Raw genomic sequence first — 26,098 nt, 5'->3', positions numbered from 1 at the left:
CCGGCATCGTCGCGCCGGTCAGTAACGGCTCCGCCATCGTTCAGTCCACCAGCCGCTTCACTTCGCGGTCCCGATCGAGTGTTGGGTCGAGATAGCGCCCGACCTTATAGTCGCCGGCAATGGTCGTGCGGCGGGCGCTGCGCTTGCAGTCGAGCGGAACGCCATTGGCGGAATGCACGATCCGCCAATTGTCCCAGACGACCATGTCGTTTTCCTGCCATTTGTGGAAATAGGCATGGGCTGGATCACCCAGATGCGCCGCCAGCTCTGTCAGCAGCACATCGCTTTCCGCCTTTTCCATGCCCAGCACATAGCGGGCATGCATGGGCGAGAGTTTCAGCACCTTCCGGCCCGTTCCCATCTGGGTGATCACCAGCGGATGGACGACAGGCGGGAAATTGTAATGCGATCCCGGCTTGACCGTCGCGCCGACGTCAAGGCGTTCTATGTCGGTGGGGAAGCCGAATTGACCGGAACAGAAATCGGGGTTGAATTCGTAAACGACCTCCAGCCCCTCGATGCGTTTCTGCATGTCCGGCGGCAGCCGGTCATAGGCCTGGATCGCGTCGATGAAGCCGGTTTCCCCCATGGTGCGGGCCGGTTCCGTCATGCGCAGCACGGCGCCGCGCACGATTGTGGGCATGAAGCTCTGATCCCAATGCCAGCCCAGCCAGCCTGCGCGATCGATGCCATCCACGCGATAGAAGGGGTTGGGGCGGCCCGAGGGGTCTTGCGGATCATAGGCCAGCGTCATCATGAACTGATTGACGGGATCGTTCAGATCGGCCGTGGCGGCGGGTTCCATTTCCCCGAAGATGGTGCTGAGGCGCATCTGCGCCATGTCGTCGTTGCGGACGTCGCGGAAGAGCAGGATTCCCGCGTCGATCCATGCATCATGGATTGCCTTCCGGGTCGCGCTGTCCAGATCGCGTGTCAGGTCCGCGCCGACGATTTCCAGTCCGAAAGGCGCGTCGAGCGTGCGGCGTTCGATGGTGGTGGCGATGTTCAGCATGCGATCGGCTCCGGTTGCAGGATGAGGCGGCGCAGATCCTGCACCGCGCGATAGGCGTCGCGCACCGCTTCACCGATCCGCGCAACCTGCGCGGCGTCACCGATGCGGATCATCGGAATGTCGAGACCGGTGAGAGCGTCCGGCAATTCGCTGTCGGGCACCAGGCCATGGGCCAGCAGCAGGGCCGCCGCCGGCTGATCCGTCAGTGCGCCATCGCCGGAGAGCGTGACATGCTCGCCATCGACGGCATGCAGCGTCGTGTTGTCGAGGATGCGGATGGCCGCATTGCCATGCAGCCGCTGCAACAGAGCGCCACGGTAAAGCACTTCGGCGTTGCGGGCGAGGAACTTGGCGTCGGAACGGGTGACAAGCAGCACATGATGTCCGTCCTGCGCCAGATACTCCGCTGTCTCCGTTCCCGTTTCACCTCCGCCATAGATGACGATCGGCCGTTCAGGGGTCGATGGCGGGACATCCGTTTCGCCCATCAGCACTTCATAGGCCGGCGCGGTCGGCAAATTGCCCCAGCTCGCAAGGTCAAGCGGCGCCAGCCGCGAACCATTGGCGAGGATCAGGACGTCTGGCTGGTCCTCTTCAATCACCTCCCGCGTCGCCTGCGTCCCGACGCGCACGGTGATGGTGCTGCGTTCGACCCGGTTCAGCAGGAATTTATGATACCAGAACAGCTTGTCCTTTCCGGGAGGAACGGCCGAGGTGATAAGATTGCCGCCCAGACGCTGGCGCTTTTCATACAGGGTGACGGCAAAGCCGACCTGATCAAGAAGCAGGGCCGCGGCCATGCCGCCCGGACCCGCGCCGATCACCGCCGCCTTCAGGCCATTGGCGAAGCGCTCCAGTTCCGCTTCCGTCTCCTTGCCGCAACGGGGGTTTTCCGCGCAGGCGACCGACCGACTTTGCGCCAGTTCGCGAATGCACCAGTTGCAGGAGGTGCATGGCCGGATGTCGTCGACCAATCCGCGCTGCGCCTTGATCGGCCACATCGGATCGGCCAGCAGCGCGCGACCCAGCGACACGATGTCGGTGTCGCCATTGATCACTGCCTGCTCGCATTTGTCGGGCCAGCGCATCACGCCTGCGGTGATTACCGGCTTGCCGGTCGCTTCCCGGATGCGGCGGGCATAGGGCAGGCGATCCCCTTCCTCGACCGACATCGGCTCCAGGATGAGATGGGCGCTTTCCAGAAAGCCCCAGCTGATGTCGACGGCATCCACACCGGCTTCGCAAAGACGCGGCGCAATCTTCTCGCTGTCCTCGATGGTGATGCCGCCTTCAACGCCGTCCACCACGGACATCCGGTACATCAGCGGCTTGTTCCCGATCTGCGCCTTCACCGCCTTGATGACTTCGGTGGGAAAGCGCAGCCGGCGTTCGAAATCGCCGCCCCATTCATCTTCACGATGGTTCATCAGCGGGGAAAGGAACTGCTGGATCAGATAGCCATGGGCGCCATGCAGCATCACGCCGTCATAGCCCGCGAGCATGGCGAGCCGCGCCGTATTCGCATAACGCTCGATGATGTGGTGGATTTCCTCATCCTCCAGCGGTCGGGGCACGGCGTTCATATAGATGCTGTTAAGAGGAATCGCGCTGGATGAGACCGGCTGGCGGCCGATCACGCTTTCCTTGGTCTGTCGCCCCGCGTGCGAAATCTGGATGACCGCCTTCGCTCCGGCCGCGTGAATGGCGGCGACCAGTCGCGCGTGACCGGCCTTGAACCGGTCATTGTCCAACCGCAATTGCGGCACGTTGGAACTGAAGCCGGTTTCCGCGTCGACGCAGGTGAATTCCGTGATGATAAGGCCGGCGCCGCCCTGCGCCCTCTCGCGGTAATAGGCGATGATCGCTTCGTTCACGCCGCCGTCGGGTTCGCCCAGATGCGTTTCCATCGGGGCCATGGCGATGCGATTCTTGAGCGTCAGATTGCCGATCCGGAACGGGTCGAACAGGCGCGGATAGGCCATGCTTCCTCTCAGCTTATTATTGAAGTCGCCTCCTTTCTAGCATTGCTATCCGAGCGGATAATCACCACAGTTCGAGACGTATTATGCAATGATGAGAGATAATCATGGATCGGCTGACGGGTTTGGAAGTGTTCGTGGCGATCGTGGATTCGGGCAGCTTCGTCCGTGCCGCGGAGCGGCTGGCTCTTTCCCCGACCATGGTTTCCACCCATCTGGCCCGGCTGGAAGACCGGCTGGGCGCGCAGTTGATCCACCGGACGACACGCCGCTTCGCCCTCACCCCTCAGGGCCATTTGTTTCTGGAAGAAGCGCGATCCATTCTGGAAGCGGTGGAACAGGCCGAAAGCCGGATGCGGATGAGCGACATGGGCCCTAGTGGCCGCGTCGCGCTGGACGCGCCGGGCGCTATCGGCCTGCGCTTCGTCGTGCCGGCCCTGTCGCAGCTGCGCGCCCTTCATCCTCGCATCGTCCTTGACCTTAGCGTCGGGGACCGAAGCATGATGTTCCGGCCCGAAGCGTTCGACCTGCTCATCCGCGTCGGCGTACCGGCAGAAGGGAAGGGGGAAGTCGTCAATCTGGGCCGTACCCGTTTCGTGCAGGTGGCTTCGCCCGACTATCTGGCGCGTCGCGGCGAACCGGTGACGCCTGACGATCTTCACGATCATGATTGCGTGCTTTACGCCACGGTCGATCGGCCGGTTGGTCAATGGCGATTCGTTCGCGGAAAGGAGCGGCGGTCGCTACGCCCAGCCAGCGTCGCCACCTTCAATCATGGCGACGCCATAGCCGCCGCAGCGGTCGCCGGAGTCGGCATAGCCCAGACGCTGGAAATGCTGGTCGCTCCGGAACTGACATCGGGTCTGCTGAAGCCGGTATTGACGGAGTGGAACCGGGAAAGCGTCGACGTCCAGCTCTTCATTCCCCAGGATCGCATGAAGCGTCAGGCCGTCCGCGCCGTGGCGGAATTCCTGCAAAGCCGGGTCGACTGGGGCAGTTCCGCCTAGAGCCAATCGACATTCAGCCCTGACGGCCTGCAAATGACGCTCTTCCGTGCTGCCGGTGCTCACCTGCTTTGAGTAGGCTGCGCTCCGGGTCACGGAAAACCGCCATTTTACCTTCGGTGGCCTTCGGCTCGGCTCGTCATCTTCTGAATGTCGATTGGCTCTAGGCCGATCGGTGTCGCAGGGCCGCGACGATCAGATCGATCAGCAACAGCGCCTGGACCGATAATGTACGTCGAGCGAGGGATGCCACCACCAACTCCAGCGGCTGCGCGACCGGCAGACCATGAATAAGCGCGTATCGGTCGTCGGCCAAAGCCTCCGCCGTGATCCAGACAGCGTCGCTTGCCAATGTAACCAGGCCCGCAATCTCGAAATTGTCGCAACTGATCGTGGGCGCGTAGATCGGGCTGCCGCCTGTTCCGCCGATGATGGGATAGCCTGCGATGTCCTCCTCCCCCACCGTGCGGCCGGCAAGGGGATGGCCGCGCCGCACCAACGCGCCCAACCTCGTCCGGCCAATGCGCCTGAAGCTGAGGTCAGGCCGGTCTTCCACAAGGACATGGGCCAGGACGGCAAAGTCCAGTTCCCCTTCCTGGAGCAACGCCTGGAGTTCCCCGACATCGCCCAATTTAGTCCGCACCCTCAGGCCGCCATGATCGCGGGCGACATGGGACAGCATGGTCTCCAACAGCAATGCAGCAGCGAGGGGGCCGAAACCGCAACATACTTCCCCCGACCCCCGGTCGGAAAGCAGCGCCATATTGCGTTCAAGATTCTCCATCTGCCGGAGCAGCGGCACCGCGTCAGCCAACAGCGCTTCGCCGGCGCGCGTTGGATATACGCCATCGCGCCCGCGGTCGAACAGGCGCAGGCCGATTTCCGCCTCGGCCGCCTGGATGCTGCGCGTTAGAGCCGATTGCGTCACGCCAAGGCGGTCTGCGGCCAGGCCGAAGTGCCGTTCCTGACTCAATGTGATGATATGGCGAAGTTTACGGATGTCCATGTGCTGAACTCATCGAAATCATACTGTCAATGAATTGGAAGCCTCCCCGAAGCCAGCCTAAATTGCCGGACAAGGAGAGAAACAATGTCCTATTATGGTCCGGTGCTTGCCGTGACGGCGATTGTCCTGGCAACGGAAATTCTCATGGGCCGCCATCGCGGCATTTATCGTCGCGACGATATATTGGTGCTCGGCCTATGCGCCCTGCTCAATCCGCTGGTCACGCGAATATTGGCCGGGCTGTTGATCGCTGGCGCGGCCGCGCTGCTGCTGCCGCAGGGGAAGGGTGCGCTCGCCCACCTTCCCTTGCTGCCCTCCTATATCAGCCTGTTCCTGCTGGTGGAATTCGCCTTCTACTGGGGGCATCGGTGGGCGCATGAGGGGCAGCGCCGACCAGCGCTTCGCTGGTTATGGAAGATACACCGGACACATCATGCGGGGCGGTACATGAACGTGCTGGTGACACAGCGCATCAATCTGTTCTGGTCGTTCGTCGTGCCGACCGCATGGATTACGGGCTTTGCGGTCTATCTGGGGCAGGGGATCGCGGTGGGCCTCGTCATTCTCACCATCTTCTGCTGGAACCTCATCACCCACAGCCATTTTCGCTGGGATGACGCCATCCGGCGACATCCGCGTTTCGGCACCTTGTTTCGCGCGATCGAGCATCTGCTGATCAGCCCGGGCATGCATCATAGCCATCATGGCTATGGCAAGGACGGCGCATCCTATCGCAACTATGCAGTCACCTTCGCTTTTCTCGACTGGATTTTCGGAACGCTGCACATTCCGCAGGGGCGGCCCTGGCGCTATGGCGTGCCCGGTGCGCAGCCCCATTGGGCGGAGGAGGTGTTCTATCCGCTGGTGCGCATGCCCGCCAAGGCGAAGGAAAGCGGAGAGGCAGATGCGGGGGAGGGGGCAGTGGCCTGAGCAGCCACCGGATGCCTTGGGTCCGAAGATATTCGGGTGGCGCCCCGCGGTGAAGCCAGAGCTTGACGGAACTAGTTTACCAAGTGCATCATATCTTCATAAATTGACGGCTTCAAGCCAGATATAAGAACGATCGTTCTATAGGATAGTCGATCCTGTTGGTGATAGCCGGGCCTGCATGGGAGAAGGATGTGATGCCCCTCGACACTGGCGATTATTTTCTGTCCGCCGCCAATCCGCTGGCCAATGTCGACCAGCGCGATCTCGAGAGGCTCGCCATGCGGCTGTTCGAGCGGCCGGACGTCAGGGCGGCTCGCGCCCGTGCGGAGATCATGTGGCGGCGCGTGACGGACAGGCTCATGCCTGCCGACCAGATGGCGCTGTTCGACGACCATGTTTCCGATTATTGTTTCAAATGCACGCTGGTTGCCGCCAATACGGATGCCAATCATCCCCGCATATTGCGTGTATATAGTGAAGGCGGCCAATGGTTCGGACATAAGGTGCCCGGCGCGAAATGGGGTGGAGACAATCCCAACAACACCTATCGCATCATTCCCGTCGCGGCTGGCGGACGCTATGAATTGACGGGGCAAAGGCAGGTCGAACCGTCCACTTACGTCACCTTCCAACTGGTCAGCAACAGCACCACGTCCGCGACGCTGGCATCGCTCGAACAACTTGACATGGAGATTGACGAGGACGGCCGGTACAGGCTCACCCTGGATGATATGCCTGCCGGGAAACGGCGGAATCATCTCCAGATGCCGGCAGGGACGCTCTATCTCTTCATCCGCGATTCCATGGGGGATTGGGAACGGCAGCAGCCCGATGCGTTGCAAGTGCGCAGGCTCGACCCGCCGACGCGACCCCCGCTGACGGAAGATGAATTGGCCGCTACAGCCATTCGCAATATCCTGTCCGATGTATTCTATGCCTATTATGCCCAGCGTTTGTTCTTCAACGGCCCACAGATGATGACGCCGCCCGAGGGAGCGGGGTCTGTGGGCGGACTGGTGACCCAGCAGGGCAGCCTGGGCCACTTCACGTTGCGCGAGGATGAAGCGGTCATCATCACGGCCAATGCGGCGGGCGCAACCTATCGCGACATCGTCCTGCATGACCTGTGGTTGCGCAGCCTGCCCAATCGCGACAGGCAGATCAGCCTGACCAATGCGCAAATGGCGCCGGATGCGGACGGACGCTTCACCTATGTCCTCTCCATGGCGGACCCCGGCGTGCATAATTGGCTGAATCCATGCGGGCTGCATGACGTGCTGGTCCTGCACCGTTGGCAGGGTTTCCCCGATCCCGATGCGGAAGCCCCGTCGATCGAAAGCCGGAAAGTGGCGTTGGCGCGGCTTGAGGAGGCTTTGCCGCCAGCGGTTGCGAAGGTGACGCCCCGGCAAAGGCAGGCACAGATCGCGCGCCGCCAGGCTGCTTATGACCGGCGCTTCGCGGTCGATTGAGCGGAAGGTCGCAGGGTCTTCACAGATCGATTCAGCCTGATCATCGAAGATGCGCTTTGAGCCGCCACTTGTTGGTGCCCAACCGCTGTAAAACTCGATCGAGCCTTGAACCGGCTTTTTCCATCCGAGGCCATGGTCGGAGAGATCACAAATACGATCTATGTAGGCGCACTTGCATGCAATATGCGCCGTAGTTAGCCTTGCACCGTTCTGGCGCTGATATGCCAGATCAAGGACAGGCGGTTGAAGCCGCCGGCATCCAGACCGCGAGAACGGCGGATGTTCTGTCCGAAGGGGAGGGACGATGCGATCTGCGCGGCGCCTGGCCATATTTCCGGACATGATCCGCCTGCCTCATCGTTCGCGATGTGGGCAGGTGCTTTCTTTGTCTCGGCATGATTCCGCCTGCTCCGGATCACCCGCGCCGAGTTCCCGTGCATCCTTGGAACCGTTCGGGAGGCGCATTCGCATCGCTCGCTCATAGAACAAAATCATAGGGAGAGACGTCCATGAAAAAGCAGCTTCTTTTCGCCAGTGCGGCCCTGTCCGCCCTGTCCATGCCCTCTCTTGCCAGCGCGCAGGATCAGGGCGGCCGCGCCACGGCTGGAGATGCAGACATCGTCGTGACCGCCACACGGCGCGAACAGCGACTGCAGGAAGTGCCGCTTGCCGTCACCGCGCTGAGTGGAGACACGCTGCGAAGCCGGGGTATCGAAAATCTCAACGATCTGGGGCCGGGCAAGATCGCCGGTCTTACTTCCTATCCGCTCAACGGCACCGAGACCGGGGTGGCGCTCCAGATGCGCGGCTATGGGACATCGGATGCGTCCCAGGGCACGCAGGACAATGCCGTGGCCTTCTATATCGACGGCATCAACATTCCGCGAGCCCAGGGCGGCGCGCTCGACCTTATCACGCCTGAACGCATCGAGGTGCTGCGTGGGCCGCAGGGACAGTTGTTCGGCCGCAATGCGGAGGCGGGCGTTGTGCAGATCGTTTCCCGCCGGCCAAGCGGCGTGCTGGGAGGAGACTTCCGCGCCGGCATCGGCAATTTCGATGCCTATGAGCTCAAGGGGCGTCTAGACATGCCGGAAATCGCGGGATTCCGTATTCAGTTGTCGGGCATGTACCGCAAGCGGGGTGGGTATTTCCGGAACGTCAAGAGCGCTCTCCTGCAAAACATAACCCCCGTTTCAAGCCCTTATTCATCCTTTCACTGGAAGACTGGAGATTATGACAGGGATTTCCGCCAGCTCAAGACCTATGGGGGCAGGGTCGCGGTGGAACGCGATTTCGGCGATCTCAACATTTTCTATGCCTATGACAATGTCTGGGCAAAGGACGATCAGGCCTTTCCGCAAATCCTGGTGTCTCCCAATATCGGTACGATCGAGAACCCCAATGGCGGCATCACCGTGCCGCCCACAGGCCCGGCCACGATCTTCACGACCGATGGAGGACGCTATCAGCAGTTTCCGCTCGATCTCGACAAATATCCCGACAGAGCGCCCTTCGCGATTCCCTCGCTCTATTTCATCACGAAGAATCGCGGTCATGTGCTGAACCTGACCTATGGCGCCAGCGACGCGCTGACGCTGAAGTCGATCACCGGATTGCGTCGCTCCATCAACTATGGCGGGGCGGTTACGTCATTGGGAACGTCGCCCGTGCAGGCATGGGCCAGCAATTATCTGGATTCCAAGGTTTTCAGCCAGGAACTTCAGGCGATCTACACGACGTCCAGCTTCAACGTCACGGTCGGCGGCATCTATTTCTACGAAGATGTGCAGGATGAACGTGATTCCGGCTTTTCCACCAATTGTCCGGCGGGCATAGCGGGCGCGCCCTGCACGCCGGGCGGTGGCCCCAGCCGCGCGCCCTATTACAGTCCTTTCGCGCCCAATGGCGGCTTCATCCGCCAATTTTCCAAGACGAACGCCTATGCGGCCTACGGTCAGGCAAGCTGGACGCCACCCATATTGGAAGAGCGGCTGGAACTGACCGCGGGCCTGCGTTACAGCGACGACACCAAGAGGGCCCGGCGCGACATCTTCAACGGCGTGATCCTGCCGACGCAGTTGCGCAACGAGGCGAAGGAAAAGCGCGTCGATCCCGCCTTCACGGCCAAGGTCAAGCTGACCGAGGACATGAACACCTATGTCCGCTATGCCTCCGGCTTCCGGGATGGCGGCGCCAATGTTCGTTCGCAGGTGTTCACCGCCTATGGCACCGAAGTTTTGAAGTCCTGGGAAGTCGGCATGAAGTCCCAATGGTTCGACAGGCGCGTGACCTTGAACATCGCGGCCTTCAAATATAAGGTCGAGGATCAGCAACAATCCATTCAGACCAGCCCGGCAACGAACCCCAGCATTTCCGACACGTTCAACGTCACCGTTCCCTACAGGGCAAAGGGGCTGGAAGTGGAATTGAGCGCCCGGATCGTGCCGGGGCTGAGCCTGGCGGCGAACTATACCTATGTCGACAGCAACAAGCGGTTGATCGGGATCGATCCGCGGACACTGACCACGTTCAAACCCAATGGGACGAGCATCCTGTCGTCGGGTCCGTGCGCGGCGGCCCCGGCCGGCAATTGTGCCGGCGCCCTGGTCGTATCGCCCGCCGATATGGCGGCCCACCCCGGCGCATCCTTCCTCCAACTGCTGGGCGTAGGCGCGGCCAAACATGCCGGCTCCGTTTCCGTGGACTTCAGCCGGCCGCTCGACCCGGGCGTCTTCAACATCCATTTCGACTGGACGCGCAGCTCGAAAATGACATGTTGCGCGCCCTACAAGCTGCTGACGGTGGTCAATTCGACCGGAACCGCCGCTTCGCCTTCGCCGCGCTATAATCCCGGCGTTTTCACCAACCGCATCAATATGCGCACGGGCATCTCCGAAATCCCGCTTGGCAACGGGGTGAAGGGCGAACTGGCCTTCTGGGTCAAGAACCTGCTGAACCATGTCGATCTGGGCCAGCTATTCCCTGCGGGCAATGCGCTCAATGCGTCGCAGCCCTATCCCCAGGCGGCGACCTATCTGCAACCGCCAAGGACGATGGGCGGCGAATTCCGCGTCCAGTTCTGATCGATCGGGGGATTGGCCATCTGCCGGTCCCCCATTCGCACGCATTATCCGCAGCTTCAGCACAATATCAGCGGCATCGCGAAATCGGAGCCGCCCGCCGCGCCGGATGGGGAGGGAAGCGGATCGCCGCCGTTCCGGACGAGGGCGCGATAATGGCTCGCACTCATCCCGCTATGGTGGCGGAACGCCTGCTGGAAGGATTTGAGATCATTATAGCCGATCAGCGTCGCGATCTGCGAAACCGGGCGATCGGTATCGCGTAGCTGCGACTGCGCGCTGCGCATCCGCACCAGCCGCAGATAGTCCCGCGGCGTCATGCCCAGCTTCGCGCGGAACCGGCGGATCAGTGTCTGCGGGCTCACCGCAAGATGCGTCGCGAGCATGCCGATATGCAGCCCGCGCGACGCCCGTTCGGAAAGCCACATCTGCGCCGCTGCCACCAGGGGATCGTCCGACAGGCCGGGCCGGTCCGATGCCATGCCCATCGCGTCCGCCAGCGTCCCTGCCATGGTCGGTGACAACAGCCTGCCGATCAGGCGGGTGAGCAGGCTCATTTCGTGCGTCATCCCGCGGGCCATCATGATCCGGTCGACTTCGGCAATGGGGTCCGTCGTGTTGACGCGGATATGCGGATAACGCCTGCGGAATTCCGCGGCTGCGCCTCGCGTCACCGGCACGGGCCCATTGCCCGTCAGCCCGGCCTCCGCCAACAATTCTATTCCCCGCCCGGTGGCGGACAGATGCGCGCCGCCTGCATATTGACTGCGGAGCCAGTCGATTACGGAATGGAGTTTGGCAAGATATTCCGGCGTCTCTTCCTCCGGACAATAGAAGTCGGGCACGTGGATATAGAGATGGGGCCTTGCCTCCAGCCCGTCTTCCACTTGCAACTTCCATCCGCCCAGGACCTGAATTGGCCTTGGGCTTGGTCCCAACAATTTGGCGCGTGTGTGCATGCCGATGTCGTCTCTTGTTCGAAACTGATCCGCCACGCGCAGGCGCATCTGGCCGAACAGATCCAGGAACAAGCCGATACTGGCGAGACATGCGCCGTCAAATCCGATCACTGCAATATCGCGAGCCATACAGGATGGTAATTTACCCCCGTCATGATGTCAAAACCGCACCTGACGCCAGTGCCAGGAGAGTCGCATGATGCATGCATAGAAAATAGGCCATGGACTTGGCCATTGGGAGAGTTTCGCATGATCGAGCAAATGGCCGGGCGCGCAACAGGCGCGCCCGAGACGGCATTTTCATGTCTTCCGACACGTGATGGGCCCGGGCAGGACCGGGCCTGATCCATGCCGCAACCCACTAAATTCTATCCACGCCTCAAGGGACGTTCGGCCATCGTCACGGGCGCGGGAACCCAGGGCGACGGCATCGGCACCGGCCGCGCCATCGCGATGCTGCTGGCGGGGGAGGGCGCGCATGTCGCGCTGGTCGACCGCGACAGGGAAAGCGCGGAGGAAACGCGCCGCCGCATCGATGCTGCCGGTGGACAGGCCTTCACGCTGGCCGGCGATGTCACGGTCGATGCCGACTGCCGCCATTTCGTGGAGCAGGCGGTCGCGCATACCGGGCGGCTCGACATATTGGTCAATAATGTCGGCATATCCGATCCCGTTGCATTGGACGCGGCGGACGAGAGCGGCTGGACGCGGGTCATCGACGTCAACCTCAAAAGCGCGATGCTGATGATCCGTCATGCCGTACCGGCCATGAAGGCGGCGGGCGGGGGATCGATCGTCAACATTTCCTCCATCGCAGGGATGCGGGCCCATGGATCGATAGCCTATGGCCCGTCGAAGGCGGCGATGGCGCAACTTGCCGCCGAAATCGCCGTCCTGCATGGCCGCGATGGCATCCGCGTCAACACGGTTGCGCCCGGCCATATCATGACGCCCCATGCCATGCATGTTCTGCCCGAAGGTCTGCGTACATTGCGCCGGGCCATCGCGCCGCTGGGCATCGAAGGGGATGCCTGGGACATCGCCAGGGCAGTGGCTTTTCTGGCGAGCGACGATGCGCGCTTCATCACCGGCGTTCTGCTGCCCGTGGACGGTGGCGTCACGCGGATCGGCCCCATTGCCGCGCATTTCCTGGCCGAAGCGGAACTGGCGGCCGACGCGGGAACAGAAGGACCGAATCAATGAGCCAACTGGATGAAAAACAGGAATCGGGCGTCGCCTTCATCACTGGCGTCATGGGCGAACGCTTCGGCGGCGTCTTCAACGAAGCCGCGACATCGGACCGTTTCGGGTCGGATATTACCCGCATGGCGGCAGGCTGGGCCTTTCACGATGCCTGGCGGCATGAAGGCATCAGCCGCAAGGAAAAGAGCATAGCCGTCATCTCCGCGCTGATCGCGTCGCGTCAATCGCTGGAGCTGAAAAACCATGTCAAGATCGGCCTGGCCAATGGCCTGACGGTGGAGGAACTGGAAGGGCTGCTGGTCCAACTGACGCCCTATGTCGGTTTCCCCTGCATCGCCTCTGCCCAGACAGCGGTGATCATGGCCATGCGCGAGGCCGGCATATCGCCCGAAGATCTGCCGACGTCGGAGGAACGCGGCCTGCTGTGACGCGGCAACCGACCGGCCCGGTGGCGAGGCGGTCACGATTTCACAACAAAAGCGAACATCAATGTTTCAGGGGAGGTTGTCATGAAAATTTCGAGTTTCTGGATGTCGTCCTGTGCCTGCCTGCTTTCGGCGGCTCCGGCAATTGCATCGGCGCAGGCGGCGCCCGAACAGGAACTCCAGCATGCGCAGGCCGCCTTCGGCAGTGACGACATCGTCGTAACGGCACGGCGGCGTGAGGAACGGTTGCAGGATGTGCCGCTCTCCGTCAGTGCGGTGTCAGGCGCTACGCTGGAGCGCGCCAATATTTCGAATGTCGCGGGCCTCAGCCGCGTGGTTCCCAGCCTTGTGTCGGTTCCCGGACAGGGCGGCAGCCGTTCGCTGCCCAATTTCGCGATCCGTGGCCTCAGCCAGCAGGAACTCACCCTGCTCGCGGACCAGTCCGTTTCCACCTATATGGGCGACATCGTGCTTGCGCGCACGCAGGGGGTCAATGGCGCGCTGTTCGACATAGGATCGGTGGAAGTGCTGCGCGGGCCGCAGGGCACGCTGTTCGGCCGCAACACGACCGGCGGCGCGATCATCATCCGTCCCAACCGGCCGACCGAAAATTTCGAAGGCCGCGTCGGCGTCACTTACGGCAATCTGGACACCTTCATCGTGGAGGGCATGCTGAACGTGCCCCTGTCGCCCAATATACTGGTGCGCGTCGCCGGCCAGCGTCAGCGCGACGACGGCTTCGTCTATGACGAGATATTGGGCCGCAACGTCAACGACACCGCGCAGGAGGGCGTGCGCGCCTCCGTGCTGATGAAGAACGACAGCGGCGTCGAATCGCTGACCGTCTATAATTATTTCCACGAAGACGATGGCGGCACGGCAAGCTTTCTCGCCAAGGTCCGTTCCACCGGATCGCTGAACGGCGCCGCCGTCCGCGCGGCGCGTGGCTATCGCCCGCTGGAGCAGTTGCTGGCCGAACAGCAGGCGCGGGGCCCCTATCGCATCGCCAATGGATCGAACATCTTCACCAAGGTGGAGACGCACGACATCGCCAACACCACGACCATTCCGCTCAACGACATGCTGACGGTCAAGAACATCGTCGGCTATCGTCACGTCAAGGACAACATCTTCGACGATATGGATGGAAGCATGAATTCGTTGCATCCACAGCAGCGGATAGACTGGACCGCGCAGTTTTCGGAAGAGCTGCAGCTGCTGGGCGAGAACGAAAACTTCAACTGGATCACCGGCCTTTATTATTTCTGGGAAAAGGGTCGCAACCAGGGTCTTTCCACGGTTGGCAGCGTCGATCCGGGCCTGGTCGAGCCGGAAGATATTTTCGGCTATCCCACCGCTGCGTTCAGCAATACCGATGTGGCGGGCCGCAACCGCAGCTTCGCCGCTTTCGCGCAGGGCACCTATCGTTTCAACGACAGCCTGAGCCTGACGGCCGGCGTTCGCTACAATCGAGACAAGCGCGAGGCGACGATCCGCAATCGCACGGCCACCGCATGCCGTTTCACCCGCGACCTCGACAATAATCCCGCGACGCCGGAAACCGCCGTGCCGCTTTCGCAGTGCGAGTTGAACGTGGGCGACAGCTTTTCCGAAGTCACCTACAATCTCAGCCTGGAATATAAGATCGCGCAGGACAAGCTGATCTACCTTGCGCACCGGCATGGCTACCGCACCGGCGGCTTCGGCGCCCGCGCCTCGACCGAGGCCGGGCTGCGCCGGACCTTCAGGCCGGAAACGGTGGACGATGTCGAATTGGGGGTGAAGGCCGACTGGCGCATGGGCGGCATGTTCCTGCGCACCAATCTGGCCGCCTATTACGCCAAATATAACGACATCCAGCGGTTGCTGACCGATCCGCTGGCCTTGCCCCCCACCACTGTCACGACCAATGCGGGCAAGGCGCGCATCTGGGGCATCGAAGCGGACATATTGTTCCGTCCGGTGCCCATGTTGGAACTGTCGGCCAACTATGCCTATACCAACGCGAAGTTCACGAAGTTCATCTATCCGGACGGCAGCGACCACAGCAACGATCCCTTCGCCCGCGCGCCGCGCAATGTCTACACGCTGGGCGCGCGGCTGCTCGCACCGCTGGACAGTTCTCAGGGCGATGCGTCCATCGGGATCAGCTATTATCATACCGACGATTATGTCGGGAACGATACGGTTGTGCCGGGCTATACGGATGCAGAGGGCTATAATCTGGTGAATCTGGACGCGAGCTGGAACCGGGTCATGGGATCGGGCTTCGACCTCGCCCTCTATGTCAACAACCTGACCAAGAAGAAATATGACTTCCTGCTCATCAACCTCGACAGCCTGGGCTACACCAGCCACACGCCCGGCCTGCCGCGGACTTATGGCGTGACCCTGCGCTATCATTTCTGAAAAAGGGGGGGCTGCCCCGCATCTGTCCTGTTTCGCGGGACGGATGCGGGTCGGCCTGGCCCGACGTTTATGGAAAGACCGGACATGGCCGACATGATTACTTCCACCTCGCCTGATACGCCGCCGATGCGCGAGCTCAGGACCGCCAATCATCTGCTGGGCGATCGCGCGGCGCTGGATGCGGCATGGGATCGGGACGGCTATTGGTTCTTCCGCGACGTGCTGGACAGGGATGCTGTCGGCCGGTTGCGCGCCGTCTACCTGGATGTCTTGCGCGACCTGGGAGTCGTCGACCCAGCGCGCGACGACGCGGCCGTGTATAATGGCGCACCGCTTGACGATTTTCCGATCCGCAACGACGGCACGCCGGCCACCGATCCGCTGCTGGCGCGCTATCCGCGGGATCAATTCGTCGCGGAGCCCGCGATCCGCGCCTTTTTCGAGGAGCTGTTCGGGGAAGAGGTCTTCTGGGTGCCCAATACCGAATATCACGCGCTGCCGCCGGGCACGGGTCGGCCGGACTCGCGGTTCAACTTCGTCCATTGCGATGGTCCCAACAACAAGGGGCTGCCGCTGAAAATCTGCTGGATGCCGCTCGCTCCAATCGATGAGGAGACGGGCGGCCTGGCTGTTGCCGAAGGGTTGCACCGTCCCCGGATGAATGATTTTCCCCGGCCGCCCCAAGGCATCGGCGACGATGTGATCCCGGCCGATGCCTGGTGCCGCGCCCTCTACCAACCCGGCGACCTGCTGGTGTTCAGCCTGGAAACGCCCCATAGCGGACTTGCCAACCGGTCCGACCGCCATTTCCGCCTGTCGATGGATATTCGCGGCATGCCGAAATCGGGCAATATCCCGACCGTCGGCACGGTCGCCGCGCTCGACGCCTGCGCCATCGCCGTGGAAACGAAGGAGGGGGAACAGCGCACCTTCCGCATCGATGAGGACAGTTTCTGTCGGATAACCCGAGGACGGCTGACGGGCATGCCGCTGGCGCTGGAGGAAATCCCGCAAATGGTGAAGATCGGTGATCCCGTTTATGTCGCATCCGACCACGGCACCGCCATGTTCATCCGTCCGCAGCACTGAAACATCCGGCGGAACAGCCGGCACGTCCCGGCGCCATAAGGCCGGTCGTACGGACTTGTGATGCATTGTCGGCGCCCGCGTGAAAGCCGTTGCCCGAACGGGATCGATCCTATCTACCTGACCGTCGAACAGGGCAGCAGGCATGGGAGAGGTTCATGGAGGTCATGGCAAGCGGCCTTCTGATTCCGGAAGGGCCGGTGGCGCTTTCCGATGGATCGGCGCTGGTGGTTGAATTGGGCGATGGGCGCCTCAGCGGCGAAGTCGCTGCCACGGCGTCGGGCCACATCATGTCGGACAGCTTCGCGGTGGAGGCGGGCGGGCATGTCTGCATCGGCTCCATTGGGCGAGGCGGTTATCACCATCGTCGATCCCGCCATCGGCCTGTGCGGCCACATGCCGATCGATGATCGCATGGTGACGAACATCGCCTTCGGCGCCGAGAATGGCCGGGATGTCTGGATCACGGCAGCCGGAACGGGTCGGCTGCTGCGCAGCCGTTCGCCCCGGCCGGGCCTGCCGCTCGCTTTTGTGGCATGAGGGACGAGCACCGGTCATGACCCATTCGGCAAGACTTCGACCCCGATCTGACCCAACAGCCGTGACGGCCGACGATGATGCGATAGTCGGGCGTGTCATGCCCCCGCAACTGGACGTGCTGGACGCTCGCTCCCGCATTCTCGACGCCGCGGCGCATCTGTTTCGGCGAGAGGGTTTTTCCGGCACGTCGATGGACGCCATTGCCGCGCTGGCGCGTATGTCGAAAAGGACGCTCTATGCCGGCTTTCCGGACAAGCGCGCGGTTCTCGAAGCGGTTCTGGAGCAGTTCATCGCCCGCCGTTTCGCCATGATCGAGCGGATCGGCTGCGAAGCCGCGAGCGACGAGGCTATATTGACCCGCATGGTCTGCGCCCTCAACGCGATGGCCACGGACGAGGATGCGCTCGCCATGTACCGGTTGCTGGTGGCGGAGGCGACAAATCTGCCTGCGCTGGCACTGGCGGCGAACCGGAACGGGCTGACGCAGGCGCAGGCCATGCTGCGCCAGCCTCTCCTCAATTGCGGCGTACGCGATCCGGATAGGGCCGCCTGCTTCCTCTACGACCTCGCCGTGCTGGCGCCGATGCATCGCCTGTTGGTGGGTACGGACAATCTGCACATGGACGTCGCCGCCATCGTCGGACTGGTTCTTGAGGGCGTGAAGGGAATGTGAAGCAGGGTCTTGCTCCGATCGCGGATGGCCGGGAACGGCTGTGGCCGGCACCGGGCGCGTCGGCGGCTCCCTCAGCCCTGGGCGGGATTTCTTAGGCTATGTTGCGATCTGCCGGACCATCCCATGCGAACCTTATTTTCCGCCGGGGTCAAGCGCTCCATGGACGCCGAATTCCCCGCCGGCGCTGCGATGACGGGGAAGGGCATGTCTTGCTGCAAACGCTCGTCGGTCATCTGGTCGCCTGCCTGTTATCGAAGCTGCATATGGAGGAGGCTGCATGAAAGAACCCTGGTTGCCGTTGGTCCCTGAAAACGTCACCGCCTCCTGGCTGGGCGACGCGCTGGCACCGCGCTATCCCGGAACGCGGGTCGAGAGGCTCGACGTCCACGAAATCCTTTGGGGCACGGGCACCAAGATGATGGTGACGGCGACCTATAATGATGCCGGGCGGGGCCATGGCCTGCCGCGGGCCTTGTGCATCAAGGCGGGTCTTGCCGAGCATCGGGAGCTGGTGAAATTCTGCTACCAGACGGAGGCGCGCTTTTTCGCGGAGCTGGCGCCGCGCCTGCTGCTGGGGCTGCCGCAAATCCTCTACGCCGCGGCGAATGCCGATCAGGGGATGGTGGTCATGGAGGATCTGCGGCCGACCGGCGCCCATATCTGCCGCGTGCAGCAGCCGCTGACCCGCGATCAGGCCGCCGCTTTCCTGGACGACATGGCCGCGTTGCACGCGCGCTGGTGGAACAGTCCCGCGCTGGAGGACGATGGCGATCTTGGCTGGCTGATGCGCCATGATCCATTGCCGGACGAAGCCTGGGGCGATTTCGGGCGCGGTCAGCTCCAGCCCGAAACATGGGCGCATTATATGGGGCTGCCCCGGTCGCTCGGCATTCCGGTGGCTTGCCGCGACCGGGAGGGGGTTCATGCGGCGCTGCAGGAATTGCGCCTTTTCGGGGAGCAGGGGCCGCGTTGCGTCATTCATGGCGACGCGCATCTGGGCAATATGTATCTCACCCGCGAGGGGCGGCCGGGCTTCCTCGACTGGCAGACCACGCGTCGCGGCCATTGGGCGCAGGACGTGACCTATTTCTACATCTCCGCGCTCGATCCGCTGGACCGGCGGGCTTGGGAGAGGGATCTGGTCGCGGGCTATCTTGCCGCGCTGGCCCGCCATGGCGTGGCCCATCCGCCGTCCGCGGAAGAGGCATGGCGCGCCATCCGCGCCCATATCGTCTATGGCCTGTTCTACTGGATGGTGAATCCGGTCGAATGGCAGGCGGAGGAGAATAACGCCGCCACCGCGCCGCGTTTCGGCTGGGCGGCGGTCGATCATGCCGCCCCGCCGGTTGGTCCGCTTTAAACCGGATCAGGCGTCCGCACGAACCGGTTCTGGATCGAGCCGAACAGATAGTCGCGGTTCGCCTGCTCGTCGAACGCATCCAGCGTCCAGCCGCCGGGATGGATGCTGGTGCGGATCGCTTCAGGTTCGGGGATCAGGGCCACTTCGTCGCCCTGGATGTAGAAGTCCCGCCCGCTGACATGGGCGGCGGCATCGGTGCACAGCCATACGACCAGCGCCGCGACATGGGCGGGCAGGGCGGTCATGCGCGGCTGCGCCATCGGCTTGTTCCACAGCAGCGGAATGCCAAGCCGCGCCGATTCAGCGATGGTCTCGTCGATTTCCGGCGTATGCGTACCCGTCAGGTGCGACACCGGGCGGATCAGATTGGCCCGAATGCCGAATTCCCCCAGGTCGCGCGCAATGGTGCGGGTGAAGCCCAGAAGGCCTTCCTTGGCGGCGGAATAATTGGCCATGCCCCAATGGCCGAAGCCCGATGGCGACCCCGTATTGACGATTACGCCGGACCGCTGCGCGATCATATGCGCCGCCGCGGCGCGGCAGGTGAAGAAGCTCGACGTCAGACTGACGTCCATGCAGAGATTCCAGTCCTGGTCCGTCATCCGGTCTATCCGCGCCGGGCGGACGATCCCCGCATTGTTGACCAGAATGTCGATCCGGCCGAAGGCATCGATGGCCGCCTGCACCGCCGCCTCGCCGCCCTCGCGGGTCGCCACGCTGGAACATTGGCCGATCGCCTCGCCACCCGCGTCGCGTATCTCCTGGGCGACGGTTTCAGCCAGCGATGCGTCGCCGCTCTCCGTGCCATAAGGGCCGCCGCCCAGATCGTTGACGACGACCTTCGCGCCCTGCTCCGCCAGCAGCATCGCTTCGGCCCGGCCGATATTGCGGCCCGCGCCGGTCACGACGGCCACCTTGCCCTTCAGTCTCTGCATATCCTGCTCCCATCAGTTGTGCCGGGAGAGTAGCCGCTGGCACCTTAAGACCCTAATCACCGACGTGATGATTGCGCCTGACATGCTTCCCGACGATGCCCGGCTTCGCCACAAGATCAGCGCCAACGGAGCGCGTCGATGATCCTGGCCGAATGAAGGAGATGCAGGGGTGAAGGCGATCGTGATCAACCGCCATGGCGGCCTGGAGGTGTTGGAACCTGCCGATCTGCCGCCACCGCAGCCCAAGCAGGGGGAAACGCTGGTGCGCATCCTGGCAGCGGCCGTCAATCCGGCGGACGGCAAATGGCGGGCGGGCCTGTTCGAAAGCTTCGCGCCTGTCGGTTTCCCTCATGTTCTGGGCTATGACGTGGCGGGCGAAGTCATCGGCGGGGAGGGCTTTGCGCCCGGCGCCCGCGTCTTCGGCATGCTCGATCCGTTTCGCAAGGGCGGCTATGCCGAGCAGGTCGCCGTGGCCGCCGATCATCTGGCACTGGTGCCCGATGGCCTCGATCTGCCGACCGCCGCCGCTATCCCCACCGCTGGCCTGACCGGATTGCAGATGGTCGAACGCGGGTTGTACCTTCAGGCGGGCCAAAGGCTGATGCTGACGGGCGCGCTGGGCGCCGTCGGCCGTTTCGCCCTGTTTGCGGCGAAGGAGCGGGGCGTCCATGTGACCGCCGCCGTCCGCGCCGCTCATGTCGAGGCTGTGCGCGCTCTGGGTGCTGACGATGTGATCGCCCTGGGCGAGGAGGATTGGAGCGGCGCGTCCTTCGATCATGTCATCGACACTGTGGGCGGCGAAGCAGTCGGCGCGCTTTGCCGGCACCTGAAGCCCGGCGGCCGGGTGCTGACCGCCGCCACCACGCCGATCCCGAGCGACGAATTGCCGTCTGCGCCAGAATTTTTCGCGGTCGTCCCGAGCGGTCCCGACGCCGCCCGTCTGGGCGCCGCCGTCGCGCAGGGCAGGATCGCCGTGCCCATCGCCCGCATCCTGCCGCTCGATCAGGCGGCGGAAGCGCAGCGGCTGGTCGATGCGGGCGGATTGAACGGCAAGGTCATCCTGACGAACTGAAAATCCTTGCGATAGCGCAGTCTTCCGCGCCGCATCGTCAACCGGCCAGCGCAGCCAGCGCCGATGCCTTTTGCGCCAGCGCCCCGCGCATATCCTCTCCCACCGGTAGGCGCAGGGGCAGCGGTTCGCCGTCCAGCGCCGCCAATATCGCCTCCGCCACCGCTTCCGGCGGGCTGGCGGCGGTGGCGTAATAGCCGTCCAGCACCGTCTTGCCCTGCCCCGACAGAAAGCCGTAATCGGCAATGCGGAGCTGCGCTTCGCGCGTGCCATGGCTGATGAAGCGGGTGGCGATCGCGCCCGGCTCGACCAACATGGTGCGGATGCCCAGGGCTGCAACCTCCAGCGCCAGCGTTTCGGTCAAGCCTTCCAGCGCGAATTTGCTCGCGCAGTAAGCGCCGAGGCCGGGCGTGCCGTTCAGACCGCAGCCCGACGACAATTGAACGATCGTGCCCGATCCGCGCGAGCGGAAATGCGGCAGCAGCGCCTGGGTCAATGCCCAGGGACCGAAGAAATTGACCTCGAACAGCCCGCGCGCATCATCCAGATCGACCTCCTCGACCGCGCCGAACACGCTCTGCCCGGCATTGTTGACCAATATGTCCACATGCCCGGCCGCCAGCGCTTCGCATGCAAGCCTCAAAACCTGCGTGGGATCGCTCATGTCCGCGACGATTCCCCTGGTGCGGCCTGCGCCCTCCGCTTCGAATGCGCTGATCGCTTGCGCGTCGCGGGCGGCGCCAGTGACATGGTCGCCCCGCGCCAGAGCGGCTTTCGCCAACGCCGCGCCGATGCCGCTCGAAATGCCTGTGATCAGCCAGCGCCTCATATCCCGTCTCCTCGCCCACTCGCCCCCAGGCGTCTCAGAAAAGCGCGAGGTCGACAATCGGAGGGGGGAGAAGCGCGCAAACAATGCATGCTTGATGCATGTCCCTATCGACATGGATGCCGTCTGCCGCTCAGCGCTCTATCCCTCGCAGGAACAATGCGACCACGCGGGTCGCCCATTGCTGCCGAAACGCCTCATCCGTGAAGTCGTCGGTCAGGAGGAAACGCAGCCCCCCATTGGCCAGATTGATGAAGTGCTGGGCCAGTTGGGCGGGATCGTCGATCTCGTACCCCGCCTCCCGCAAATGCGTGAGATAGGCGGTTATCGGCGCCACCGTATCAGCGATATGGCCGTGCAGCCGCTTGGCTATGTCGGGGAAGCGTTCCTTCGCGGCGATGGCGAGACGGAGCAGGGCGATCCGCTCCGCCTCCGCCACTTCGCCGGTGATGCGCAGGGCGAAGTCCGTCAGCACCCCGGCGGGTTCCCGCCCCTCGGTCGCGATGCTTCGCACATCGCTGCGCATGGACGCGACGCTGTGGAGGGCAACGGCCTCGAACAGCGCGGCCTTGTTGTTGAAGCGGGCATAGATTGTCGCCTTGCTGACCCTGGCGACGGCGGCGATATGGTCCATGCTCGCGCCGGCATAGCCGTGCATCAGAAAGGCGCGCGCCGCTGCCTCGATCAGTTCGGCCTCGCGCACCGGCGCATCCGCATTGGTCGGCCTCCCCCGGCGCGGTCTTGTGATGTCTTCGCCGGGCACGCTTGCTCCATCGAAATAAAACTATACCGTTTATTTTATTAAATGCGAGTCGGTCGCGCAAGAGCGATCAGGGAGAGGGCAAGATGAAGCGGGTCATCCTTTTGCGCGGACCGCGGTCCGTCATGGCCGCATCCGCGCCCGAATGGGCCGCGGCGCAGACCTGGGCCAAGGCGGCCGAGCGGATCGTCGTGCATAAAGGGCTGAATGCTCCGGCTGAGCCCGGCGGTGTTCCGACGCCGCCGGTTTACGATGCGGTGATCGAACTTTGGTCCGACGCCGCGCTCGATGCCCACAGCATCCGCTCCGATTGGGAAGACGTGGAGGTGCGCTCCTCCGCCCAGATCGTCGGCAAGGCAGCGGCTGCGCGCTTGCCGATCGGCATCACGCCGGGCCTTTCCCAGCTTTCCTTCATCCGCGCCATCGAAGCTTTGCCACGACAGGATGTGGAACGGCACTGGAACGAACATATCCCGCTCGCCTGCGAAATCCATGTCGGCATGAACCGCTATGTGCAGGATCGTTTTTCGCCGGCGGTTCCCTGGTTCGGCATGGCCCATCTTCATTTTCCAAGCGAAGCGGCGCTGCGCGACGGGTTGTTCAGAAGCCCGGAGGACATCGCCGTGATTACGGCGGACGTGGCCGAGTTCGTCAGCGATTACGCGACCATGATCGCCATCGAGCATATCGTGAAAGCATAGGAGAGGCAGGCATGGACCTTGGACTGGCAGACAAGCGCGCGCTGGTGACGGGCAGCAGTTCCGGCATCGGCGCGGGCATAGCCCGACTATTGGCGGCGGAAGGCTGCGCCGTGATTGTGCATGGCCGCGATGCGGAAAAGGCGCGTGCCGTGGCAGATTCGATTGACCGCGGCGTCTGCGTGGCGATTGGCGATCTTTCCACCGATGCAGGGGCGGACGCGGTGGCGAAGGCAGTCGGGGAGGTCGACATATTGGTGAACAATGCCGGCGGCGCCGTGGGCACCTCTGCCATGCATTGGACGGAGGTGGACGAAGAGGGTTGGGAGGGTACCTATCAGCTCAACGCCATTGCCGCCGCGCGGATGATCCGGCGGCTTCTGCCCGCGATGCAGGCGAAAGGATGGGGCCGCATCATCAACATCGCCAGTGCCGCGGCCACGCAGCCCATCGCCTTCGGCCCGGATTATGGCGCGGCCAAGGCGGCCATGCTGAACATGACCGTCAGCCTGGCGAAGGCACTGGGACCCTGCGGCGTCACCGCGAACAGTGTCAGCCCCGGCATGATCCTCACTCCGGCGGTCGAGGCATGGCTCGGCAATCTCAAGCGGAACATGGGCTGGGGCGACATTTCCCTGGAGGAAGCAGAAGCCCGCGCCGCTCGCGAGTTGACGCCGATTCCCGTCGGCCGCATCGGCCGGGTCGAGGAGATCGCCCATGTCGTCTGCATGATCGCGAGCCCGCATGCGGGGTACATGACCGGCGCCAATGTCCGCGTGGACGGCGGTCAGGTCCAGAGCGTCAACTGAGTGCCCCTGACGCCTGTTTTCATCGAATAGCCGATCTTTATTGCCCATGCTGGCGCCGATCCGGCGAAGGGATAGGATCGCCCCGGCTGCCGCTCGCCGTGGATGACCGCCTGTTCGCGCGTGACGAACGCATGGGCCGAAAGAGAATGGAAGAAGAGGATGGACATGACCGATTTGCGTTTCGACGGCCGCGTGGCGATCATCACCGGCGCAGGCAACGGTTTGGGCAAGGATTACGCGCTGGAGCTTGCCCGGCGCGGCGCGAAGGTCGTCGTGAACGATCTGGGAGGCAGCGGATCGGGGCAGGGACAATCGCATAATGCGGCGGACCTGGTGGTCCAGGAAATTCGCGGCAAGGGCGGGGAAGCGGTCGCCAATTACGACAGCGTGTCGACGCGACAGGGAGGTGCGGCCGTTGTCCAGACCGCGCTCGATGCCTTCGGCAAGGTCGACATCTGCATCAACAATGCAGGCTTCCTGCGCAATGGCCGGTTCGAAGATCTGACCGATGAGCAGATCGACGCGATCATCGACGTGCATCTGAAAGGGGCCATCTATGTCGCCCAGCCCGCCTATCGCGCAATGCGTCGAAACGGCTACGGCCGGTTCCTTTTCACCGGTTCGGCATCCGCCATGTTCGGCCACGCCTGGCAGGCCAATTACGCGGCGGCAAAGGGCGGCCTCATGGGCCTCAGCCATATCGTCGCCATCGAGGGATCGGCCTATGGCATCACGTCGAACCTGCTGCTGCCCACCGCGCAATCCCGGCTGGCAGCGGAAATGGACGCTGGTTTCATGGAAATCCCCGCCTTTGCGGAGGCGGTGCAAGGCGCCGATTACGCCGCGAGCGATGGCCGCATCGAAGTGGCGTTCAATACGCCGCTGGCAGTATATCTGGTCAGCGAACAATGCACTTCCACCCACGGCATCTATTCGCAGAATAGCGGCCGTTACGCGAAGGTGCGCATCTGCGCCGCCGATGGCTGGGTTGCGCCGATGGGGCCTATGCCGCCCAGCGTGGAGGATATTGCCGCTCACTGGGGCAGCGTCACGGACGACGCCATCGTTCATGAACCCCTGACCGTCTATGATGAATTCACCGCCGTCGCCAAAGCGGCGCGCCGCCAAGGCCTGATCTGACCGGAACATGCCTCGCGGTCGCTGGCGGACCGGGCATCGGGCAAAGCATCGGGCGGAAAAGCCTGTTCTGAGCCTGTCGAAGGGCGAGAACCGGTTTTCCGCCCGAAAGGATGCGGAAACGGAATTTGGAGCGCGCGACCTGCGTCCGATTCAGTACAGCGCGCTCCAGACCTGGCGGTGCTACAGCCCGCCGATGAATTCGCGGTCGAACCGCTGGTGCAGGTCGCCCAGCAGCCGGGACAAGGTCTGCCGGTCGGTGGGGCTGAGTTGGCGGAAGAAGCGGACCAGCTTCGACTGCGCGGCAATGTCGACAATGGCTCGCTCGATGAGCACGCGTCCCGGCGGCGTCAGCGCCAGGTCGAAAACCCTCCGGTCCTCCGGGTTGCGCTGGCGCTTCAGCAAGCCCGCCCTTTCCAGGCGCGCGATCCTGGTCGAGATCACGGCATTGGATATATGGAGGGTGGAGGCGAGATCGGTCGCCCGGTGCGGCATGTCCTGATCGATCGCCAGCGTGCCGAGAAGGTCGAGATCAGCGAAACTATATCCCAGCTTGCCCGCGATGCCGTCCAGATCGGTCGTGACCAGATGCCCGACCGTGAACAAATTCCAGAGCGGCCCGAAATGCTCGCTCTCCATCTCGGGCATGCGCTGTGCATAGAAGGAACGGCCGGCGTTGAGTTGGTCCAGAGGCTTGCGAGGCATGTTCGCGCTGCCCTCCACCGGCAT

The 26,098-nt window shown here is 63.2% G+C and carries 24 protein-coding genes; 15 read left to right on the top strand and 9 right to left on the bottom strand.

Going from position 1 to position 26,098, the window contains the following annotated elements:
- Window positions 1-40 precede the first annotated feature (40 nt).
- Together A8G00_RS03190 and A8G00_RS03185 are read right to left on the bottom strand one after the other, a co-directional pair.
- Window positions 41-1,012 carry a TauD/TfdA family dioxygenase gene (locus A8G00_RS03190; RefSeq protein WP_102999972.1) on the bottom strand — a complete coding sequence of 324 codons (972 nt, stop codon included), beginning with the start codon at window positions 1,010-1,012 and terminating at the stop codon, window positions 41-43.
- Window positions 1,006-2,994, bottom strand: a complete 1,989-nt coding sequence (locus A8G00_RS03185; RefSeq protein ID WP_102999971.1) for an FAD-dependent oxidoreductase — start codon at window positions 2,992-2,994, stop codon at window positions 1,006-1,008. Before A8G00_RS03185 ends, A8G00_RS03190 begins: the two co-directional genes overlap by 7 nt.
- A 104-nt stretch (window positions 2,995-3,098) precedes the next feature.
- Between A8G00_RS03185 and A8G00_RS03180 the strand changes: the two genes are divergently transcribed.
- The gene (locus tag A8G00_RS03180) at window positions 3,099-3,998 is read left to right on the top strand and encodes a LysR family transcriptional regulator (protein WP_102999970.1); all 900 of its coding nucleotides are present in this window, start codon (window positions 3,099-3,101) and stop codon (window positions 3,996-3,998) included.
- Between the two features lie 160 nt (window positions 3,999-4,158).
- On the opposite strand, the gene A8G00_RS03175 is transcribed toward A8G00_RS03180, so the two are convergent.
- On the bottom strand, window positions 4,159-5,001 hold the full coding sequence (locus A8G00_RS03175; RefSeq protein ID WP_102999969.1) for a LysR family transcriptional regulator: 843 nt from the start codon (window positions 4,999-5,001) through the stop codon (window positions 4,159-4,161).
- 84 nt (window positions 5,002-5,085) lie between these two features.
- On the opposite strand from A8G00_RS03175, the gene A8G00_RS03170 reads away from it, so the two are divergent.
- The 3 genes from A8G00_RS03170 (at window position 5,086) to A8G00_RS03155 (ending at window position 10,483) form a co-directional block, all read left to right on the top strand.
- On the top strand, window positions 5,086-5,931 hold the full coding sequence (locus A8G00_RS03170; RefSeq protein WP_102999968.1) for a sterol desaturase family protein: 846 nt from the start codon (window positions 5,086-5,088) through the stop codon (window positions 5,929-5,931).
- A gap of 194 nt (window positions 5,932-6,125) precedes the next feature.
- Window positions 6,126-7,400, top strand: a complete 1,275-nt coding sequence (locus tag A8G00_RS03165) for a hypothetical protein (protein ID WP_102999967.1) — start codon at window positions 6,126-6,128, stop codon at window positions 7,398-7,400.
- A gap of 509 nt (window positions 7,401-7,909) precedes the next feature.
- Window positions 7,910-10,483: a TonB-dependent receptor gene (locus A8G00_RS03155; RefSeq protein ID WP_102999965.1), complete on the top strand. Its 2,574-nt coding sequence runs from the start codon at window positions 7,910-7,912 to the stop codon at window positions 10,481-10,483.
- A 56-nt stretch (window positions 10,484-10,539) separates the two neighbouring features.
- Here the strand turns inward: A8G00_RS03155 and A8G00_RS03150 are convergent, their stop codons facing one another.
- Window positions 10,540-11,568 carry a GlxA family transcriptional regulator gene (locus A8G00_RS03150; RefSeq protein ID WP_102999964.1) on the bottom strand — a complete coding sequence of 343 codons (1,029 nt, stop codon included), beginning with the start codon at window positions 11,566-11,568 and terminating at the stop codon, window positions 10,540-10,542.
- 219 nt (window positions 11,569-11,787) lie between these two features.
- On the opposite strand from A8G00_RS03150, the gene A8G00_RS03145 reads away from it, so the two are divergent.
- From A8G00_RS03145 to A8G00_RS03115, 7 genes are all read left to right on the top strand, one after another.
- On the top strand, window positions 11,788-12,642 hold the full coding sequence (locus A8G00_RS03145) for an SDR family NAD(P)-dependent oxidoreductase (RefSeq protein ID WP_102999963.1): 855 nt from the start codon (window positions 11,788-11,790) through the stop codon (window positions 12,640-12,642).
- Window positions 12,639-13,070 (top strand): carboxymuconolactone decarboxylase family protein, encoded by a 432-nt coding sequence (locus A8G00_RS03140; protein ID WP_102999962.1) that lies wholly within the window; start codon window positions 12,639-12,641, stop codon window positions 13,068-13,070. The genes A8G00_RS03145 and A8G00_RS03140 overlap by 4 nt, the downstream gene beginning before the upstream one ends.
- Window positions 13,071-13,151: 81 nt before the next feature.
- Window positions 13,152-15,476: a TonB-dependent receptor gene (locus tag A8G00_RS03135; RefSeq protein WP_102999961.1), complete on the top strand. Its 2,325-nt coding sequence runs from the start codon at window positions 13,152-13,154 to the stop codon at window positions 15,474-15,476.
- A gap of 84 nt (window positions 15,477-15,560) precedes the next feature.
- Complete coding sequence (locus A8G00_RS03130; protein WP_158230094.1) at window positions 15,561-16,565, top strand: phytanoyl-CoA dioxygenase family protein; 1,005 nt, start codon at window positions 15,561-15,563, stop codon at window positions 16,563-16,565.
- A 321-nt stretch (window positions 16,566-16,886) separates the two neighbouring features.
- Complete coding sequence (locus A8G00_RS24965) at window positions 16,887-17,102, top strand: hypothetical protein (RefSeq protein ID WP_172451736.1); 216 nt, start codon at window positions 16,887-16,889, stop codon at window positions 17,100-17,102.
- Window positions 17,103-17,163: 61 nt separating this feature from the next.
- Entirely contained in the window at window positions 17,164-17,775 is a 612-nt protein-coding gene (locus A8G00_RS03120; protein WP_172451735.1) for a TetR/AcrR family transcriptional regulator, read from the top strand.
- 277 nt (window positions 17,776-18,052) lie between these two features.
- A complete protein-coding gene (locus A8G00_RS03115; RefSeq protein WP_102999958.1) occupies window positions 18,053-19,135 on the top strand; it encodes a phosphotransferase in 1,083 nt (360 codons plus the stop codon).
- Here the strand turns inward: A8G00_RS03115 and A8G00_RS03110 are convergent.
- Window positions 19,132-20,070 (bottom strand): SDR family NAD(P)-dependent oxidoreductase, encoded by a 939-nt coding sequence (locus A8G00_RS03110; protein WP_099186909.1) that lies wholly within the window; start codon window positions 20,068-20,070, stop codon window positions 19,132-19,134. The genes A8G00_RS03115 and A8G00_RS03110 overlap by 4 nt on opposite strands.
- A gap of 169 nt (window positions 20,071-20,239) precedes the next feature.
- On the opposite strand from A8G00_RS03110, the gene A8G00_RS03105 reads away from it, so the two are divergent.
- Window positions 20,240-21,142, top strand: a complete 903-nt coding sequence (locus A8G00_RS03105; protein WP_099186908.1) for an NADP-dependent oxidoreductase — start codon at window positions 20,240-20,242, stop codon at window positions 21,140-21,142.
- 37 nt (window positions 21,143-21,179) lie between these two features.
- On the opposite strand, the gene A8G00_RS03100 is transcribed toward A8G00_RS03105, so the two are convergent.
- Both A8G00_RS03100 and A8G00_RS03095 read right to left on the bottom strand, forming a co-directional pair.
- A complete protein-coding gene (locus A8G00_RS03100) occupies window positions 21,180-21,968 on the bottom strand; it encodes an SDR family oxidoreductase (protein WP_102999957.1) in 789 nt (262 codons plus the stop codon).
- 130 nt (window positions 21,969-22,098) lie between these two features.
- Window positions 22,099-22,728, bottom strand: a complete 630-nt coding sequence (locus A8G00_RS03095) for a TetR/AcrR family transcriptional regulator (RefSeq protein ID WP_061934486.1) — start codon at window positions 22,726-22,728, stop codon at window positions 22,099-22,101.
- Window positions 22,729-22,811: 83 nt separating this feature from the next.
- Here A8G00_RS03095 and A8G00_RS03090 point away from each other — a divergent pair, with 83 nt between their 5' ends.
- Together A8G00_RS03090 and A8G00_RS03085 are read left to right on the top strand one after the other, a co-directional pair.
- Window positions 22,812-23,426 (top strand): EthD family reductase, encoded by a 615-nt coding sequence (locus tag A8G00_RS03090; protein ID WP_025550578.1) that lies wholly within the window; start codon window positions 22,812-22,814, stop codon window positions 23,424-23,426.
- 11 nt (window positions 23,427-23,437) lie between these two features.
- Complete coding sequence (locus A8G00_RS03085) at window positions 23,438-24,232, top strand: SDR family NAD(P)-dependent oxidoreductase (RefSeq protein WP_102999956.1); 795 nt, start codon at window positions 23,438-23,440, stop codon at window positions 24,230-24,232.
- On the opposite strand, the gene A8G00_RS03080 is transcribed toward A8G00_RS03085, so the two are convergent.
- Complete coding sequence (locus tag A8G00_RS03080) at window positions 24,211-24,399, bottom strand: hypothetical protein (protein WP_102999955.1); 189 nt, start codon at window positions 24,397-24,399, stop codon at window positions 24,211-24,213. The genes A8G00_RS03085 and A8G00_RS03080 overlap by 22 nt on opposite strands.
- On the opposite strand from A8G00_RS03080, the gene A8G00_RS03075 reads away from it, so the two are divergent.
- Window positions 24,398-25,372 (top strand): SDR family NAD(P)-dependent oxidoreductase, encoded by a 975-nt coding sequence (locus tag A8G00_RS03075; protein ID WP_102999991.1) that lies wholly within the window; start codon window positions 24,398-24,400, stop codon window positions 25,370-25,372. The two genes, A8G00_RS03080 and A8G00_RS03075, sit on opposite strands and share 2 nt — an antisense overlap.
- A gap of 180 nt (window positions 25,373-25,552) precedes the next feature.
- Here the strand turns inward: A8G00_RS03075 and A8G00_RS03070 are convergent, their stop codons facing one another.
- Window positions 25,553-26,074, bottom strand: coding sequence for a MarR family winged helix-turn-helix transcriptional regulator (locus tag A8G00_RS03070; RefSeq protein WP_102999990.1), 522 nt, complete (start codon window positions 26,072-26,074; stop codon window positions 25,553-25,555).
- Between the last annotated feature and the right edge of the window lie 24 nt (window positions 26,075-26,098).

This window comes from Sphingobium sp. SA916 (genome assembly GCF_002894065.1).
Taxonomy (GTDB): Bacteria; Pseudomonadota; Alphaproteobacteria; order Sphingomonadales; family Sphingomonadaceae; genus Sphingobium; species Sphingobium fuliginis.
This window is presented reverse-complemented; position numbering and strand designations above follow the sequence as displayed.